17 protein-coding genes are annotated in these 16,889 nt (G+C 67.1%); 11 read left to right on the top strand and 6 right to left on the bottom strand.

The genetic code is table 11. From position 1 onward, the window contains the following. The first annotated feature begins 24 nt into the window (after window positions 1-24). The 11 genes from WV31_RS06365 to WV31_RS06315 all read left to right on the top strand — a co-directional run bounded on the left by WV31_RS06365 (window position 25) and on the right by WV31_RS06315 (window position 9,841). Window positions 25-1,995: an O-linked N-acetylglucosamine transferase, SPINDLY family protein gene (locus tag WV31_RS06365; protein WP_085372770.1), complete on the top strand. Its 1,971-nt coding sequence runs from the start codon at window positions 25-27 to the stop codon at window positions 1,993-1,995. A gap of 562 nt (window positions 1,996-2,557) precedes the next feature. Beyond that, the gene (locus WV31_RS06360; RefSeq protein WP_085372769.1) at window positions 2,558-3,556 is read left to right on the top strand and encodes an FAD:protein FMN transferase; all 999 of its coding nucleotides are present in this window, start codon (window positions 2,558-2,560) and stop codon (window positions 3,554-3,556) included. A 7-nt stretch (window positions 3,557-3,563) separates the two neighbouring features. After that, on the top strand, window positions 3,564-4,085 hold the full coding sequence (locus WV31_RS06355) for a SoxR reducing system RseC family protein (RefSeq protein ID WP_085372768.1): 522 nt from the start codon (window positions 3,564-3,566) through the stop codon (window positions 4,083-4,085). A 15-nt stretch (window positions 4,086-4,100) separates the two neighbouring features. Beyond that, window positions 4,101-4,682 (top strand): electron transport complex subunit RsxA, encoded by a 582-nt coding sequence (rsxA, locus tag WV31_RS06350; RefSeq protein ID WP_068435125.1) that lies wholly within the window; start codon window positions 4,101-4,103, stop codon window positions 4,680-4,682. A gap of 13 nt (window positions 4,683-4,695) precedes the next feature. Then, window positions 4,696-5,232, top strand: coding sequence for an RnfABCDGE type electron transport complex subunit B (locus WV31_RS06345; protein ID WP_085372767.1), 537 nt, complete (start codon window positions 4,696-4,698; stop codon window positions 5,230-5,232). A gap of 13 nt (window positions 5,233-5,245) precedes the next feature. After that, window positions 5,246-6,748: an electron transport complex subunit RsxC gene (rsxC, locus tag WV31_RS06340; protein ID WP_085372766.1), complete on the top strand. Its 1,503-nt coding sequence runs from the start codon at window positions 5,246-5,248 to the stop codon at window positions 6,746-6,748. Beyond that, window positions 6,745-7,821, top strand: a complete 1,077-nt coding sequence (locus tag WV31_RS06335) for an RnfABCDGE type electron transport complex subunit D (protein ID WP_085372765.1) — start codon at window positions 6,745-6,747, stop codon at window positions 7,819-7,821. The genes rsxC and WV31_RS06335 overlap by 4 nt, the downstream gene beginning before the upstream one ends. Beyond that, window positions 7,818-8,447: an electron transport complex subunit RsxG gene (rsxG, locus tag WV31_RS06330; protein WP_085372764.1), complete on the top strand. Its 630-nt coding sequence runs from the start codon at window positions 7,818-7,820 to the stop codon at window positions 8,445-8,447. The genes WV31_RS06335 and rsxG overlap by 4 nt, the downstream gene beginning before the upstream one ends. Then, window positions 8,447-9,118: an electron transport complex subunit E gene (locus WV31_RS06325; protein WP_085372763.1), complete on the top strand. Its 672-nt coding sequence runs from the start codon at window positions 8,447-8,449 to the stop codon at window positions 9,116-9,118. Before rsxG ends, WV31_RS06325 begins: the two co-directional genes overlap by 1 nt. 19 nt (window positions 9,119-9,137) lie before the next feature. Beyond that, window positions 9,138-9,431 carry an RnfH family protein gene (locus tag WV31_RS06320; protein ID WP_085372762.1) on the top strand — a complete coding sequence of 98 codons (294 nt, stop codon included), beginning with the start codon at window positions 9,138-9,140 and terminating at the stop codon, window positions 9,429-9,431. Next, complete coding sequence (locus WV31_RS06315; RefSeq protein WP_085372761.1) at window positions 9,428-9,841, top strand: hypothetical protein; 414 nt, start codon at window positions 9,428-9,430, stop codon at window positions 9,839-9,841. The genes WV31_RS06320 and WV31_RS06315 overlap by 4 nt, the downstream gene beginning before the upstream one ends. 64 nt (window positions 9,842-9,905) lie before the next feature. Here the strand turns inward: WV31_RS06315 and WV31_RS06310 are convergent, their stop codons facing one another. The 6 genes from WV31_RS06310 to WV31_RS06285 all read right to left on the bottom strand — a co-directional run bounded on the left by WV31_RS06310 (window position 9,906) and on the right by WV31_RS06285 (window position 16,872). Then, window positions 9,906-11,123 carry a cation:proton antiporter domain-containing protein gene (locus WV31_RS06310; RefSeq protein ID WP_085372760.1) on the bottom strand — a complete coding sequence of 406 codons (1,218 nt, stop codon included), beginning with the start codon at window positions 11,121-11,123 and terminating at the stop codon, window positions 9,906-9,908. Beyond that, entirely contained in the window at window positions 11,120-11,926 is an 807-nt protein-coding gene (locus tag WV31_RS06305) for an ABC transporter permease subunit (RefSeq protein ID WP_085372759.1), read from the bottom strand. Before WV31_RS06305 ends, WV31_RS06310 begins: the two co-directional genes overlap by 4 nt. Continuing rightward, window positions 11,923-12,810: an ABC transporter permease subunit gene (locus tag WV31_RS06300; protein ID WP_085372758.1), complete on the bottom strand. Its 888-nt coding sequence runs from the start codon at window positions 12,808-12,810 to the stop codon at window positions 11,923-11,925. Before WV31_RS06300 ends, WV31_RS06305 begins: the two co-directional genes overlap by 4 nt. Further along, window positions 12,807-13,946 (bottom strand): ABC transporter ATP-binding protein, encoded by a 1,140-nt coding sequence (locus WV31_RS06295; RefSeq protein WP_085372757.1) that lies wholly within the window; start codon window positions 13,944-13,946, stop codon window positions 12,807-12,809. Before WV31_RS06295 ends, WV31_RS06300 begins: the two co-directional genes overlap by 4 nt. 5 nt (window positions 13,947-13,951) lie before the next feature. After that, window positions 13,952-15,049, bottom strand: a complete 1,098-nt coding sequence (locus tag WV31_RS06290; RefSeq protein WP_085372756.1) for a polyamine ABC transporter substrate-binding protein — start codon at window positions 15,047-15,049, stop codon at window positions 13,952-13,954. Between the two features lie 164 nt (window positions 15,050-15,213). Then, window positions 15,214-16,872, bottom strand: coding sequence for a cation acetate symporter (locus WV31_RS06285; protein WP_237051520.1), 1,659 nt, complete (start codon window positions 16,870-16,872; stop codon window positions 15,214-15,216). Window positions 16,873-16,889 lie beyond the last annotated feature (17 nt).

Genomic DNA, 16,889 nt, shown 5'->3' with positions numbered 1-16,889 from the left:
GCAGCCGCCCCCGATAAATCGGAAATGACCTCCGATCCCGCCCAAGCGCTCCGACAGGCCGAATCGCTACACAACCAGGGCCGCCTGGATGAAGCCGATTCCCTTTATCGGCGGATCGTCGCTCCCCCGTCCCTGGCGGCCAAGGCCCTGACCAACCGCGGCGTGATCGCCCAGCAGCGCGGACAGGCCGACGACGCCCTGACGCTCCACGGCCGCGCCCTGGAGCTGGCCCCCGATCTGGCCGAAGCCTGGTGCAACCGCGGCGACCTTTTCTCCGATCTCGGACGCCTGGACGAGGCCGAAGCCGATTTCGCCCGCGCCGCCGACCTTTCCCCCGGCCTCGCTCCGGCCTGGTTCAACCTGGGCAATGTCCGAATGCGCCTGGGGCAAGCGGCGGAGGCCGAGCCCTGCTACCGCCGCGCCGCCGAGCTTCTGCCCCATCTGCCGGTGGTCCACGCCCAGTTGGCCCGCTGCCTGGATGCGCTGGGCCGGGCGCCCGAAGCCGCCGATGCCATGGAGACGGCCGCCCGCCTCGCCCCCGGCGACTGGCGGATGCTCACCGATCTCGGCGCGTTGCAACAGCAGGCCGGGCGGATGAAGGCGGCCCAGGACAGCCTTCGCACCGCCATTGCGCTGCGCCCCAGCCATTCCGCCGCCCATTACAACCTGGGCAACGCCTTTTATGGCGAAGGACGCGCCACCGAGGCCGCCGCCTGCTACCACGCCGCCTGGACCATGGATCCCCGCCTGACCATGGCGGCTTCCAACCACCTCAACTGCCTGCATTACCTTCCCGACCAAAGCGGCAAGGAGATCGGGCTGGCCCACCGGCGGATCATGGACCGCCGCCGCGCCACCGTTCCGGCGCGCTACGCCAATCCGCCCGAGCCCGAGCGGGTGCTGCGCATCGGCTACGTCTCCGCCGATTTCCGCCGCCATCCCCTGGGCCTGCTGATGCGCCCGGTGCTGGAGCGCCACGACCGCGCAAAGGTTTTCGCCGTCTGCTACGCCACCCGGCCGGGCGACGACGACATCGCCCGCCAATTACAAAGCAGCGCCGATCTGTGGCGCGATGTGGCGGACCAGGACGACGAAGCCCTGGCCCAGCTGATCCGAGAGGACGGCATCGACATCCTGATGGACCTGGACGGCCATACGGCGGGCAACCGGCTGGGCCTGTTCGCCGCCAAGCCCGCCCCGGTGCAGGTGAGCTGGCTGGGCTATCCCTTCACCACCGGGCTGGCGGCCATGGATTACGTCCTGATGGACCGCGCCACGGTTCCGCCCGAGGCGGAAGGCTGGTTCCGGGAAAAGGTGGCGTTCCTGCCCGGCTCGCGCCTGTGCTACCAGGGGCCGGATTCGCCGGCCCCCGCCGCCCCGCCCATGCTGGCGCGGAGCCATGTCACCTTCGGCAGCTTCAACAACATCGCCAAGCTGAACGACCGGGTGATCCAGTCCTGGTCGCGCATCCTGGCCCGAGTGCCGGGCTCGCGTCTGCTGCTGAAATGGCCCCACCTCGCCCATGCGGAGGTGGCCGGGCGCCTGCGCGACGCCTTCGCCGCCCATGGCATCGCGCCCGAGCGGCTGGAACTGCGCGGCAATTCGCCGCCCGAGCAGTTGCTGGCCGAATACGCCGACGTGGATATCGGCCTCGACCCCTTCCCCTATTGCGGCGCCTTCACCTCGTGCGAGGCGCTGTGGATGGGGGTGCCGGTGGTGACCCTGCCGGGACCACGCCCCTTCTCGCGCCAGACCCTGGCCCTGCTTGACGCCATGGGGATGGAGGAGGAACTGGCCCGCCCGGATCTTGAGGGCTACGAGGACCTGGCCGTCGCCCTGGCCGCCGATTCCGTGCGGCTGTCGGATCTGCGCCGCCGCCTGCGCCCGGCCATGCGCCAGGGGGTGGGCGACGCCGCCGCCCATGTGGCGGCGGTGGAGGACTTCTTCCGGACGGCCTGGAAAGGCTGGTGCGCAAAGATAAAGGGGGAGGCCTGAAATCGGGCCTCCCCCTTTACCGCTCTCCCCTACCCCCCCCGGGTCGAAGAGCGCGTCGACGGCGATCGTCTCGCCAAAAAAAATGACCCGGCCCAATGGGCGCAGGTCCTTGCGGGTTTCTACTTATCACCGTTTAACGGTGCCGCCAAGCGCAAAAGACTAAAAACATCCCATACCAAAGGTCATGTGCGACATTTGGTACGACATCGCCCCGCTCTGTCGCACTTGCGACACAGGGAGCGAGACCACAGGGCACGGAATTTTTTCTGCTGCCCAAAGGCCATAGCGATCCTGTTACACCCGGGCATTTTGCTCCGTATCGCTTAAAATTCGGCTCATTTCCGCCATTTTGTAAAATTGGTATTGCAATGCGCATTTCAAAACACGCACTCTTGATGTGGGCGTTGTCCTCGCATACCATCTATGTGACGTTTTTTTGAGCAATTATACTTTTGTGGCGCGGGTCTTGCTAGGAGAGTTCGGCAGGACCACGGGATCAGGCCCCAGTCAGGGCCGACCCTTGGGCGCCCGGAAGTTTCACCCGAAGGAGGGCTCAGGCTCGATGACCGTTCGTATCACCCGCCGTCGCGCCATCACCATTCTGGCCGCCGCCGCCGGACTGCCGCTGCTGATGAAGGCCAATGCCGCCCAGGCCCGCCTGGTGCGCTGGGAAGGAACGACGCTCGGCGCGCCGTCCTCCATCCAGCTCTACGCCGCCGACGAGGCCAAGGCCAAGGCGGCCCTGGCCGCCGCCCAAGCCGAGCTGGCCCGTCTGGAAGCCATGTTCAGCGTCTACCGCGCCGATTCGGCCCTGTCGGCCTTGAACCGCGACGGCAAGCTGGACAACGCGCCGGCCGAATTCATCGAACTGGTCGCCCACGCCAAGTCCCTGGCCGAGATCAGCGGCGGAGCCTTCGACCCCACCATCCAGCCGGTGTGGCAGCTGTATTTCAGCCACTTCACCGCCGCCAGCCCCGACGCAGCCGGCCCGGCGGCCAAGGACATCGCGGCCGCCCTGGCCCTGGTGGACTGGAAGGGCATCGAGATCGACGCCGCCGGCCGCAGCGTCCGGCTGGCCAAGCCCGGCATGGCGCTGACGCTCAACGCCCGCGCCCAAGGCTACATCACCGATAAGGTGTCCGACGTGCTCAAGGCCCACGGTTTCACCCAGATGCTGGTGGACATGGGCGAGCCCCGCGCCCTGGACGCCAAGCCCGACGGCTCGGCCTGGCGCATCGGCATCGCCAACCCGGCGGACAATTCCAAGGCCGTCACCTCGGTGGACGTGGTCAACAAGTGCGTGTCCACCTCGGGCGGCTACGGCACCATCTTCGACGAGGCCGGCAAGTTCACCCACATCATCGACCCCAAGACCGGCAGGACCGCACCCGCCGATCTGGGCGTCACGGTGATCGCCGACAACGCCACCATCGCCGACGGCCTGGCCACCGCCCTGATCCTGGCGCCCGAAGCCGACCGCCAGCACATCCTGCGCGCCGCCGGGGCGCATCAGGCCTTCTTCGTCACGCCCCAGGGCGTCGTCGCGACGGTGACGGCCTGATCCAACGATGAGCGATCCCCTGTCCACTTTCCCCGACGCCAATGACCGCGACATGGTCGAAGGCTTCGCCCGCGTGGTCGCCATCAGCGGCGGCAAGGCCTGGGCCGAGCCCGAGCCGGTCGCCGGCTGCGGCACCTGCCACTCGGCCGGGCTGTGCAGCATCGGCAAGCAGATGGGCGACCCGTCCGCGCGCCAGCTGGCCAAGCGCTTCGCCCTGCCGGGCGATCTCGGCCTTGCGGTCGGCGAGCGGGTGGTGGTGGGCGTGCGCGAGGATACGCTCACCAAGGGGGCGCTCACGGCCTACGGCCTGCCGCTGCTCACCTTGCTGGCGGGCGGCATCGCCGGACAGGAAATGGGCCACAGCGATTCCATGGCGGCCATGGGCGCCGTCGGCGGAATGCTGGTCGGTCTGCTCGGGGCCCGGATCATCTCCGGCTATCTTTCGGCACGGGGGGTGCTGACCCCCCGCTACCTGCGCCGCGCCTTCGAGGCGCCGGTCGACGGGTCATGCCACACGGAACATGGGTAAAGGGGGAAGCACCCGATGGAACATTACCTTCTGCTGATCATCAGCGCCGCTCTGGTCAGCAACGTCGTCCTGATGCGGTTCCTGGGCCTGTGCTCCTTCATGGGCGTCACCACCCGGGTGGACACCGCCATCGGCATGGGCGCCGCCACCACCTTCTGCATCACGGTCTCGGCCATGATCGACTGGGGGGTGGAGAAGGCGCTGCTGGAACCCTACGACCTGGGCTACCTGCGCACCGTGACCTTCATCCTGGTCATCGCGGCGGCCGTGCAGTTCACCGAAGCCGTGGTGCGCAAGGTCTCGCCCGCCATGTTCCAGATGCTGGGCATCTACCTGCCGCTGATCACCACCAACTGCGCCGTTCTGGGCGTCAATCTGCTGCTGGTGGAAGGCAAGATGAACTTCATCGAGAGCACCGTGTTCGCCCTGGCCTCGTCGCTGGGCTACTCGCTGGTCATGGTGCTGTTCGCCGGCCTCAGAGAACGCATCGCCTTGAACGCCGTGCCGCGCCTGTTCGCCGGCCCGCCCATCGGCTTCATCACCGCCAGCCTGCTGGCGCTGGCCTTCATGGGCTTTTCCGGTATGAGCACCAATTAGGAGGTTGCCTGTCATGTTGTTGGATGTCGGAAGTCTGGCGGTGATGGGCGTGACGCTGGGCGCGGTTCTGGGAACCGCCGCCAAGCTGTTGGCCGTGCCCACCAATCCCATCGAGGACGAGCTTCAGGCCCTGCTGCCCGGCTCGCAATGCGGCCAGTGCGGCTTCGTCGGCTGCTCGCAATACGCCGCCGCGCTCGCCAAGGGCGATACCCCCATCACGCTGTGCGCCCCGGGCGGCAAGGCCACCATCGAGGCGCTGGCCGCCAAGCTGGGCGTGCATGCCGACGCCGATGCTCATGAAGAGGTCGGCCCCCGCGTCGCCTTCATCAACGAGGATCTGTGCATCGGCTGCCTGCGCTGCATCGGCGAGTGCGGCTCCGACGCCATCGTCGGCGCGCCCAAGCAGCTGCACACGGTGATCGCCGACGCCTGCCACGCCTGTTCCAAGTGCTTCAAGATCTGCCCCACCGAGGCCATCGAGATGCGCCCCATTCCGCAAACCATCGCAGGCTGGCACTGGCATAAGCCGGGCGAGCATTCGGCGCATTGAGGAGAGACGGTCGATGAAACTGTTTCCCATCCTGGGCGGCATCCACCCGGAATACCGCAAGGAGCTGACGAGCGAGAAGGCCATCGTCGCCCTGCCCGTGCCCAAGACCCTCTACCTGCCCCTGCAGCAGCACATGGGCGCGCCGGCCAACACCACGGTCAATGTCGGCGACACGGTCAAGAAGGGTCAGTTGCTGGCCAAGGCCCAAGGCGCCATCTCGGCCGCCGTGCACGCCCCCACCTCGGGCCGCATCGCCGCCATCACCGAGATGACCGCGCCGCACCCCTCGGGCCTGCCGACGCTGACCATCATGCTGGATTCCGACGGCAAGGACGAATGGGCCGAGCCCATGGCCCCCATCAATGATCCCTTCGCCGCTTCGGCCAACGAGATCAAGGCCCGCGTCGCCGAAGCCGGCATCGTCGGCATGGGCGGCGCCACCTTCCCCTCGGCGGTGAAACTGGGCCTGGGCGGCCAGCACAAGCTGGAAATCCTGCTCTTGAACGGCGCCGAGTGCGAGCCCTACCTCACCTGCGACGACCGCGTCATGCGCGAATACGCGGCAGAGGTGGTGGACGGCGCCCGCATCATGGCCCATGCCCTGGGTGCCCCCAAGGTGATCATCGCCGTCGAGGACAACAAGCCCCACGCCATCGCCTCGCTCAAGGACGAAGCGGCCAAGCAGCCGAACGTCGAGGTGGTGGGCGTCCCGGTGCAGTATCCCATGGGCGCCGAGCGCCACCTGACCCAGGCGGTGACGGGACGCGAGACCCCGGCCCGCAAGCTGACCGCCGACGTCGGCGTGGTGGTGCACAACGTCGCCACCGCGCGGGCCGTGCATCAGGCGGTGCGCCTGGGCCGTCCGCTGGTGTCGCGCGTCGTCACGGTGAGCGGCGGCGCGGTGTCCGAGCCGAAGAACATCGAGGTGCCGCTGGGCACAAAGGTTTCGGAGCTGCTGGATTTCTGCGGCGGCGTCTCCAAGGCGGCCAAGCGCGTCATCTCGGGCGGCCCCATGATGGGCCAGCCCCTGCCGTCGCTGGACGTGGCGGTGGTCAAGGGCACGTCCGGTATCCTGGCGCTGACGCAAGCCGAAACCAACGAACATGCCCCCAGCCCCTGCATCCGCTGCGGCTCCTGCGTCACCTATTGCCCCTGCGGCCTGGTGCCGGTGGAGATGGCCAGCTACATCAGGAACGACAAGCTGGACCTGGCCGCCAAGATCGGCGTGCAGGATTGCGTGTCGTGCGGGTCGTGCTCCTACATCTGCCCGTCGCACATTCCGCTGGTCCACTATTTCAACTATGCCAAGGGCAAGATCGCGGCGCTGGACCGCGAGCGGCGCAAGAACGAGCAGACCAAGGCGCTGGTCGAGGCTCATAACGCGCGTCTCGAACGCCAGGCCCAGGCCAAGCGGGAAGCCGCCGCCAAGGCCAAGGCCGCCAAGGAGGCCGCCGAAGCGGCTGCCGCCGCTGCCGCCCAGGCGCAACCCACCACCGAAGGCGGGGCCCAAGCATGAGCATCGTGATCGACAAGAGCGGACCGTTTACCCACGGCCCCAACAACGTTTCCCGGACCATGTTCACGGTCCTGGCGGCCCTGGTGCCGGCGACGCTGTACAATCTGTGGCTGTTCGGCCTTCCCGCCATCTTCCTGTTCATCGTCACCATGCTGGCCTGCCTGGCCTGCGAGGCGTTGTGCGTGCGCATCAGCGGCGGCAATGCCGACCGGGCGCTGGGCGACGGGTCGGTGGCCATCACCGGCTGGCTGCTGGCCCTGTCGCTGCCGCCGTGGGCGCCCTGGTGGGTGGCCGTGGTGGCCTCGGTCTTCGCCGTCTGCCTGGCCAAGCACGCCTTCGGCGGCCTGGGCCAGAACGTCTTCAACCCGGCCATGGTCGGCCGCGTGGTGGTGCTGGTCTCCTTCCCGCTGCAGATGACCTCGTTCGTCGCGCCCAAGCCGCTGTTCACCCCGGGCTCGCCGTCCTTCTCCGAGGCGCTGACCATCACCTTCGGGCGCGGCTTCACCCTGGACGGCATCAGCACCGCCTCGCCCCTGGGCCACATCAAGACCGAACTGTCCAAGGGCGTCCCGGTCGTCCAGTCGCTGGACTCGCTTCCCACCATCGGCGAGATGATGATCGGCTTCCATCCCGGCTCCATGGGCGAGACGGCGGTGCCGCTGATCCTTCTGGGCGGCCTGTTCCTCATGTGGCGCAAGATCATCTCGTGGCACATTCCGGTGTCCATGCTGGGCACCCTGTTCCTGATGGGCGCCGTCTTCAACGCCCTTGATCCTGCGCGCCATGCCGGCGGCATGGTCCACCTGCTGTCGGGCGCGTCGTTCCTGGGCGCCTTCTTCATCGCCACCGACTACGTCACCTCGCCGGTGTCCAAGTCGGCGCAGATCGCCTTCGGCATCGGAATCGGGCTGCTCACCTGGATCATCCGCACCTATGCCGGCTATCCCGAGGGCGTGGCCTTCGCCGTGCTGCTGATGAACGCGCTGACGCCCATTCTCGATCAACATTTCCGGCCGCGCGTCTTCGGGCGCACCCGCAAGGGCGAGCCTCTGCCGGTCAGGGGGGACAAATGAGCCACGCCATCCGGCCCACCTGGGTCCACGCCACCATCCTGGGCGTCTTCTGCGCCGGATTCGGCGTGGCGCTCGCGCTCACCGACGACATCACCAAGGCGCCCATCAAGGAGCGCGCCCTGGAAGACAAGATGAACTCGCTGGGGCAAGTGATTCCGCGCGCCATCCACGACAACAATCCGGTGACCGATACGGTCAAGATCGCCAACCCCGCCGCCGGCGGCCACGGCGGCGCGGCCGAGACCGAGGTCTACCGCGCCACCAAGGACGGCAAGGTCGTCGCCATCGCCTATGAATACAACGCCTCGGGCGGCTATGGCGGCCCCATCAAGCTGATGATGGGCATCGCGCCCGACGGCAAGCTGCTGGGCGTGCGCGTCATCTCCCACAAGGAAACCCCCGGCCTGGGCGACAAGATCGAAGCCGCCAAGACCGACTGGATCACCCGCTTCAGCGGGTTGTCGCTGGGCAATCCGCCGGTGGAGAAGTGGAAGGTCAAGAAGGACGGCGGCCAGTTCGACCAGTTCTCGGGCGCCACCATCACGCCGCGCGCCGTGGTGGGCGGCATCCGCCAGGGGCTTGAGTTCTTCGCCGCCAATTCGTCTCGCATGATGGAGAAGAAGTGATGTCTGCCAGCTACGGACGGATCGTCAAGGACGGATTGTGGGAAAACAACGGCGTGCTGTGCATGCTGCTCGGCATGTGCCCGACCATGGCCATGACCGGCACCGGCACCAACGGCTTCGGCATGGGCATCGCCACCGCGGTGGTGATGGCGGCGTCGAACCTGATGGTCGCCATGTTCCGCAACTACGTCACCCACGAGGTGCGCATCCCGGTCTACATCCTGATCGTGGCGGCCAACGTCACCTTCGTGGACCTGGCCATGAACGCCTGGATGCACGAGTTGTACAAGGTGCTGGGCCTGTTCATTCCGCTGATCGTGTCCAACTGCCTGCCGCTGGCCCGGCTCGAGGCCTTCGCCGCCAAGGAGCCGGTGCTGCCCTCGTTCCTTGACGGGTTGTTCATGGGCCTGGGCTTCACCTTCGCGCTGACCGCCATCGGCCTGGTGCGCGAAGCCATCGGCCAGGGCACCCTGTTCGCCGACGCCGCCCTGCTGCTCGGCCCCTGGGCCAAGGTGCTGGAGATGCGCATCATGCCCGCCGATTGGGGCATCCTGGTGCTGATCCTGCCGCCGGGCGGCTTCCTGATCGCCGGACTGATGGTGGTGGCCAAGCGCATGATCGACCTTGCCTCGGGCAAGGAGATCAAGATGGCCGGCGCCCACAGCGTGTAACGGAAAGGGCAGAAGAATCATGAAAGTCGGAGTCGTCTACGCCCTGCCGTCGCGTCAGTCCTGGCTGTCCATCGACGTGCCGGAAGGAACCACGGTGCGGGCCGCCATCGAGAAATCGGGCATCCTGCACCAGTTCCCCGAAATCGACCTGGAAACCCAGAAGGTCGGCATCTTCGGCAAGGCCACAACCCTGGACACCGTGGTCGAGGAAGGGGCGCGCATCGAGATCTACCGCCCCATCACCGTCGATCCCAAGACCGTCAAACGCCGCGCCGCCTCCGAGGCCCCGGCGGCGGGAGGAGCCGAGTCATGAGCACCGAGGATCTGACCGTCACCCAGGCGGTGGCCTATTCCGTCCTCTACGCCCTGGACATCGAGGCCGGCGCCCCCTGGAAGGCCTGGGCCCATATCTGGCTGAAGGGCGACGACCGCACCGCGGCCTCGGCCCAGATGGCGGCGGCGGGGGCTTCGACCCCTTCGGCCAAGTCCGCCTCCAACGCCGCCCGCCTGCTGGCCGAGGCGACCCAGTTGCAGACCGAGGCGGCCATGCTGATGAGCGAAAACCGCAACGCCAGCTGGCAACTGGACCAGTACGAGCTCCGAAACGAGCAATGCCTGGGCGCGGTGGCCGAATCCATCCGCATGGGCAGCAGCGACGGCACGCTGGACACCCAAAGCCCCCGCTCGGCGGAATTGCGGGCCAAGGTGCAGAAGGAGTTCTAATCGGGCGCAAACGGGGCTTCCGCCCCGGTCCCCGATCGGGAGGCATGCCTCCCGAACCCTCTTTTCATCTCTGAGTAAAAAGAGCCTTGCCGCCCAGTGACGCCAGCGGCTTGGTCAGCAGGGTGGCGAACAGGGCCATCAGGACCATGGCCCCGAAGGTGGTCTCCGAGATCAGCCCGGCATCGGCCAGCAGGGTGAGGACCACCAGTTCCATCAGCCCCTTGCAGGTCAAAAGGCCGCCCAGCATCCAGGCCTCGCGCGCCGAACAGCCGCCCATCCAGGCGGGCAGCGCCGAGACCAGCTTGCCCAGGACCGCCGCCGCGCTCATCACCAGAAAGATGGTCATGGCGCCGCCGCCCAGATCGATGCGGGTCTTCAGCCCCACCGAAATGAAGAAGAACGGCAGCAGCACCACCTGCACGAAGGTCTCGAAGCTGCCGACGATGGCCTGGGCCAGGGGGCGCGGCATCACCGCCCCGAAGACGAAGGCGCCGATCACCGCGTGCAGGCCCATGGACTCGGTGGCCAGCGCCGAAACCGACAGGCCGATGGTCAGCAGCACCACGTCGCCGGGCGACACCCGGCCGCTGGCCTCGACCCCGGCGAACACCCGCGACAGCAGCGGCCGGACCACCACCACCATGAAGCCGACGAACAGCTGGGCCCCGGCCGCCGCCCAGCCCGCCGACCAGGGATCACCCCCCTGGGCCACCGCCAGCAGCAGCGCCACCGCCACCCACAGGGCGGCATCGTTGAAGGCCGCCGCCCCCAGGGCCATGACGCCCACCTTGTGATTCTCCAGCCCCATCTCGCGCACCACGGCGCCCAGCACCGGCAGCGCCGTTACCCCCGCCGCGATGCCCATGGCGGCGGCGAAGATGGGCCTGGAAGCAAAGAATCCGGCGGACTCGGGTACGGCGGCGAACAGCCACCAGCCGCCGAAGGTGCCGGCCAGGGTGGGAATGGCCACGCTGGACAGGGCGAGGACGGAAAAGCACCGCCCCTGCCCCCGGATCTGGGCCAAATCGAAATGCAGGCCGATGGAAAAGGCGAAGAACACCACGGCGAGGCGCACCAACCCGTCCAGCGCCGCCAGCGAGGCCGGCGGGAACAGCCGCATGGACAGCTCGGGCGCCAGCCAGCCCAGCAGGCTGGGCCCCAGCGCGATGCCCGCCGCCATCTGCACGGCGGCCAGCGGCATCAGGCGGCCGACGATTCCCAGCCGCCACAGGCCGTAGGGCAAGCCGATGATCAGCGCGGTCTGGATGAGGAAAAGGCTCACCCGCCCTGGTTCTCCCTGGTCATCATCACCCGCCCGGCCACGGCGATGGCGATTCCCACCAATGCCACCACGATGGTCGCCAGGGCGTTGATCTCGGGGCTGACGCCTAGGCGGACCTTGGAGAAGATGACGATGGGCAGCGGGGTGGCGCCGGGCCCCGAGACGAAGGCGGAGATCACCACGTCGTCCACCGACAGCGTGAAGGCCAGCAGCCAGCCCGCCGCCAGGGCCGGCGCGATGATGGGCAGCGTGATCTTCATGAACACGGTCAGCGGCCGGGCCCCCAGATCCATGGCCGCCTCCTCCAGCGAGCGGTCCATCTGGGCGAGGCGCGAGCGCACCACCACGGTGACGAAGGACAGGCTGAAGGTGACATGGGCGATGACGATGGTGGTCATGGACCGCCCGTCGGGCCAGCCCAGCATCTGCTCCATGCCGACGAACAGCAGCAGCAGGGCCAGACCGGTGATGATCTCGGGCATCACCAGCGGCGCGGAGACCATGCCGGTGAACAGGGCGCGGCCGGGAAAGCGCTGAAAGCGCACCAGCACCACCGCCGCCAGGGTGCCCAGCCCGGTGGCAAGGCAGGCGTTGAGGACGGCGATCTTGAGGCTCAGCCAGGCCGCCCCCAGCACCTGCTCGTCATGCAGAAGCTCGGCGTACCACCGGGTGGAAAAGCCGCCCCACACCGTCACCAGCTTGGAGGCGTTGAAGGAATAGATCACCAGCAACGCGATGGGCAGGTAGAGGAAGGCGTAGACCAGCGCCAGGGTGGTATAAAGGGCGAAGCCGCGGTTGTTCATCCCTCGCGCTCCGCCCGTTTGGCCTCGAAATGCTGGAAGATCATGATGGGCACCACCAGGAGCACCAGCATGGCCACCGCCACCGCCGAGGCCGTGGGCCAGTCGCGGTTGTCGAAGAACTCGGCCCACAGCACCTTGCCGATCACCAATGTGTCGGGACCGCCCAGCAGGTCGGGAATGACGAACTCGCCCACCGCCGGAATGAACACCAGCATGCAGCCGGCGATGACGCCCGGCATGCTGAGCGGCAGGGTGATGGAAAGGAAGGCCTTAAACGGCCGGCAGCCCAGATCGGCGGCGGCTTCGAGCAGCGACAGGTCCATCTTCTCCAGCGTGGCGTACAGCGGCAGAATCATGAACGGCAGGTAGGAATAGACCATGCCGATGGTCACCGCGATGTCGGTCTCGAGGATCTGCAGCGGCTCGGAAATGATCCCGACCGCCATCAGGGCCATGTTGAGCAGGCCCTCGGTCTTCAGGATGCCGATCCAGGCATAGACGCGGATCAGGAACGAGGTCCAGAACGGCAGCGCCACCAGCATCAGCAGTGCCTGACGCCGCGCCTTGGGCGCGCGGGCGATGGCGTAGGCCGCCGGGTAGCCCAGCAGAAGGCACCCCAGCGTCGCCATCCCCGCCAGCTTCAGCGAGCCCAAATAGGCCAGCACATAGAGATTGTCGCCCAGCAGCGTGTTGTAGCCGGCGAGTGTGCCCCTGAACACGCCGTCCACCCACAGCGGCATATAGGGCGGAATGCCCATCTGCGGCTCGGACAGGCTGATCTTCAGGACGATCAGGAAGGGCACCAGAAAGAACAGCAGCAGCCAGGCATAGGGCCCCAGACCCACCAGGAAGCGGCCGCCCCTGCCCTCTGCCAGTTTTTTCATTTGGTCAGCACCAGGCAATCGGCGGGATGCCAGGCCAGGAACACCGGATCGTCCCAGGTCAGGCGGCTTTCCTCGCCGTGATGCAGGTTGGTGCGCAGCGCCTGCACCTTGCGGCCCGAGGCGAGACGCACGTGGTAGACGGAGACGTCGCCCAGATAGGCGATGTCGCTCACCACCCCTTCCGCCCAGTTCAGGCCCGCCTGCGGCTTTTCGCGGCCGATGATCATCTTTTCCGGGCGCACCATGACGGTCACGGACGCGCCGCCCGCCACCGAAGCGCCACCCGTCACCGACAGATCGTGCTCCAGCTCGGGGCAGGAAACGGCCAGCGTCCCCTCGCCGCCCTTGGCGGTGCCCTCGAACATGTTGGCGACGCCGATGAAATCGGCCACGAAGCGGGTGCCGGGATATTCGTAGATGTCCACCGGGCTGCCCACCTGCTCGATGCGGCCGGCGTTCATCACGCCGATGCGGCTCGACATGGTCATGGCCTCGCCCTGATCGTGGGTGACCATGACGAAGGTGATTCCCACCCGGTCCTGGATGTTGACCAGCTCCAGCTGGGTGGCCTCGCGCAGCTTCTTGTCCAAGGCCGCCAGCGGCTCGTCCAGCAGCACCACCTTGGGCTCCTTGGCGAGGCAGCGGGCCAGGGCCACGCGCTGGCGCTGGCCGCCGGACAGCTGGTGCGGCTTGCGGCCCGCGAACCTGCCCATCTGGACGAGGTCCAGGCTGGCCGCCACCTTGTCCTTGATCACCGCTTGCGCCAGCCCGTCCTGCTTCAGGCCGAAGGCGATGTTGTCGGCGACGCTCATGTGCGGGAACAGGGCGTAGGACTGGAACATCATGTTCACCGGCCGCTCATAGGGCGGCACGGCGGTGACGTCCTGGCCATCGATGAGGATGCGGCCCGTGGTGGGCGTCTCGAAGCCGGCCAGCATGCGCAGCAGCGTGGTCTTGCCGCAGCCCGACGCGCCGAGCAGCGAGAAGAACTCGCCCTTGTGAATGGCCAGATCCACGTGTTCCACGGCGGTGAAGTCGCCGAACCGCTTGGAAATCCCCTCGAAGCGGATCATCGGAACCGCCTGGGGATCGTTCCAGGGAGCAACCGTCTCCCGTTTGACCGCCGCCTGCGCCATGCCCGTCAGCGACCCGTCTTGACGGTGGTCCACAGCCGCGTGCGCTCGCGCTCCTTGGCCATGTCGGCCGGGGGAACCTGGAACAGCTTGGCGGCCACCGCCTCGGGCGGGAACACCACCGGGTCCGCCTGAATCTCCTTCCTGATCAGGCTCTTGGAATCCAGGATCGGATTGGCGTAGCCGGTGAGGTTGGTGAACCCCGCCGCCACGTCCGGCTTCATCAGGAAGTCGATGAACTTGTGGGCGTTGTCGGGATGGGGGGCATCCGCCGGAATCACCATGGAATCGATGTTGATCACCGCGCCTTCCCGAGGAATGACGATCTTGATGGTGACGCCCTTGCCCGCCTCGGCGGCGCGGTTGCGCGACTGGACCAGATCGCCCACATAGCCGTGCGCCATGCAGATGTCGCCGTTGGCCAGGTCGTTGATGAACTTGGACGAGTGGAAATACTTGATGTTGGGGCGCACCTTGGTCACCACCTCGGCCGCCGCCTTCAGGTCGGTGGAGTCCAGCGAGGCGCCGTTCTTGCCCAGATAGGCGAGAGCGGCGGGAAACACCTCGGTGGGGGCGTCCAGCAGGCTGACGCCGCAGCCCTTCAGCTTGGACACCTGATTGGGGTCGAGCAGCGCCGACCAGCCGGACAGATCCATGCCGGGCGCCGCCTTGGCCACCTTGTCCACGTTGTAGGCGAAGCCGGTGGGCGAAATGGCGTAGGGAATGGCGTAGAGGTTGCCGGGGTCGGCCGAACGGTTCAGCGTCACCATCACCTGGGGGTCCAGGTTGCCGTAATTGGTGAGCTTGGAGCGGTCCAGCTTGCGGTAGATGCCGGCCTTGATCTGGTTGGCGAGGAACGGCGAAGCCGAGGGAAACACCACGTCATAGCCCGACTTGCCGGCCTGCAGCTTGGCCTGCAGCACCTCGTTGCTGTCGTAAACGTCGTAGTTGACCTTGATGCCGGTCTGGGCCGTGAACTTCTCCAGCGTGTCGGGCGCGATGTAGTCCGACCAGTTGTAGACGTTCAGCACCTTGTCCTCCGCCGCCTGGGCGGCCGAGACCATTGCAATCAGCGACACCGCGACAGCCGTCAAGGAAACGCGCATGACCTTACCCCCCAGCCAGAAAACCGGAACGCCGGGCCAAACGCCGCTTGCCCGCGCGGGGCCGATATTTCCGGTCCTACGAGTGCCTTGTCAACGGGCAATGCTCAAAAAAAAGCCCGCCGGAGAAGAACTCCGGCGGGTCTCGCAGTTTGCGGGAGGAAACCTTAGTGATTCGAGGCCGAAGCCGCGCCGATTCCCGTCTGGGCGCGGACGTACTGGTCGTCGAACAGGGCCTTCTCCGCCTTGGCCGTCTCGCTGCCGTCCAGCTTGGACACCAGGATGGTGACGGCGAAGGCGAAGGTCATGGAGAACAGGGCCGGATGCTCGTAGGGGAAGATGGGCGCCGCGTTGCCCAGCACCGCCACCCACACCGTCTTGGACAGCACCACGCAGGTCACCGCCGAGACGAGGCCGGCGATGCCGCCCCACAGGGCGCCCTTGGTGGTCAGGCCTCGCCAGTACATGGACAGGAACAGCACCGGGAAGTTGGCCGAAGCCGCGATGCCGAAGGTGAGCCCCACCAGGAAGGCGACGTTCTGCTTCTCGAACATGATGCCCAGGATGACGCCCAGCACGCCCAGCAGCAGCGAAGCCAGCTTGGAGACGCGCATCTCCTCGGCCTCGGTGGCGTGGCCCTTGCGGATGACGCGGGCATAGATGTCATGGGCGATGGCCGAGGCGCCGGCCAGGGCCAGACCCGACACCACCGCCAGGATGGTGGCGAAGGCCACCGCCGACAGGAAGCCCAGGAAGATGTCGCCGCCCAGTGCCTTGGCCAGGTGCATCACCGGCATGTTGCCGCCGCCCAGCAGCTTGCCGCCCACCTTGCCGCCCTCGAAGAACTGCGGATCGGTGCCGACGATGCTGATGGCGGCCATGCCCAGGATGCAGACGACCAGGAAGAAGAAGCCGATGAAGCCCGAGGCCACAAACACGCTCTTGCGCGCTTCCCTAGCGTTGGGAACGGTGAAGAAGCGCATCAGGATGTGCGGCAGCGCGGCGGTGCCGAACACCAGGCCGAGCGACAGCGACACCGCCGAGACCGGATCGGCCAGCAGGGTGCCGGGACCCATGATCTTGACGCCCGCCTTGTGCGACGACACCGCCTTGGCGGCCAGATTCTCCAGGCTGAAGCCGAACTTGGACAGCGCCAGCAGGCCCAGCAGGGTGCCGCCGCCCAGGAGCAGCACCGCCTTGATGATCTGCACCCAGGTGGTGGCGATCATGCCGCCGAAGGTGACGTAGACCACCATCAGCACGCCCACCAGGATCACCGCCACGGCATAGTCCAGGCCGAACAGCAGCTTGATCAGCTGGCCGGCGCCGACCATCTGGACGATCAGGTAGAAGCACACCACGGTCAGCGAGCCCATGGCGGCGAAGGTGCGCACCTTGGTCTGGTCGAGACGGTACGACGCGATGTCGGCGAAGGTGTACTTGCCCAGATTCCGCAGGCGCTCGGCCAGCAGGAACAGGATGATCGGCCAGCCGACGAAGAAGCTGATGGTGTAGATGAAGCCGTCGAAGCCGGTGGCGAACACCATGGACGACAGGCCCAGCAGGGTGGCCGCCGACATGTAGTCGCCGGCGATGGCCAGACCGTTCTGGAAGCCCGAGATGCCGCCGCCGGCGGTGTAGAAGTCGCTGGCCGACTTGGTGCGCTTGGACGCCCACCAGGTGATGCCCAGCGTGCTGGCGACGAAGACGAAGAACATGATGATGGCGGTCATGTTGATCGGCTGCTTCTCCGAGCCGCCGAGATCGCCGGGACCGGCCAAAGCAGGGGCCGCAACCAGCAAGGCCGCCAGGGCGGGGAGAATCATGGAGGCCTTACGGCCGA

The organism is Magnetospirillum sp. ME-1, from assembly GCF_002105535.1.
Classification (GTDB): Bacteria; Pseudomonadota; Alphaproteobacteria; order Rhodospirillales; family Magnetospirillaceae; genus Phaeospirillum.
This window is presented reverse-complemented; position numbering and strand designations above follow the sequence as displayed.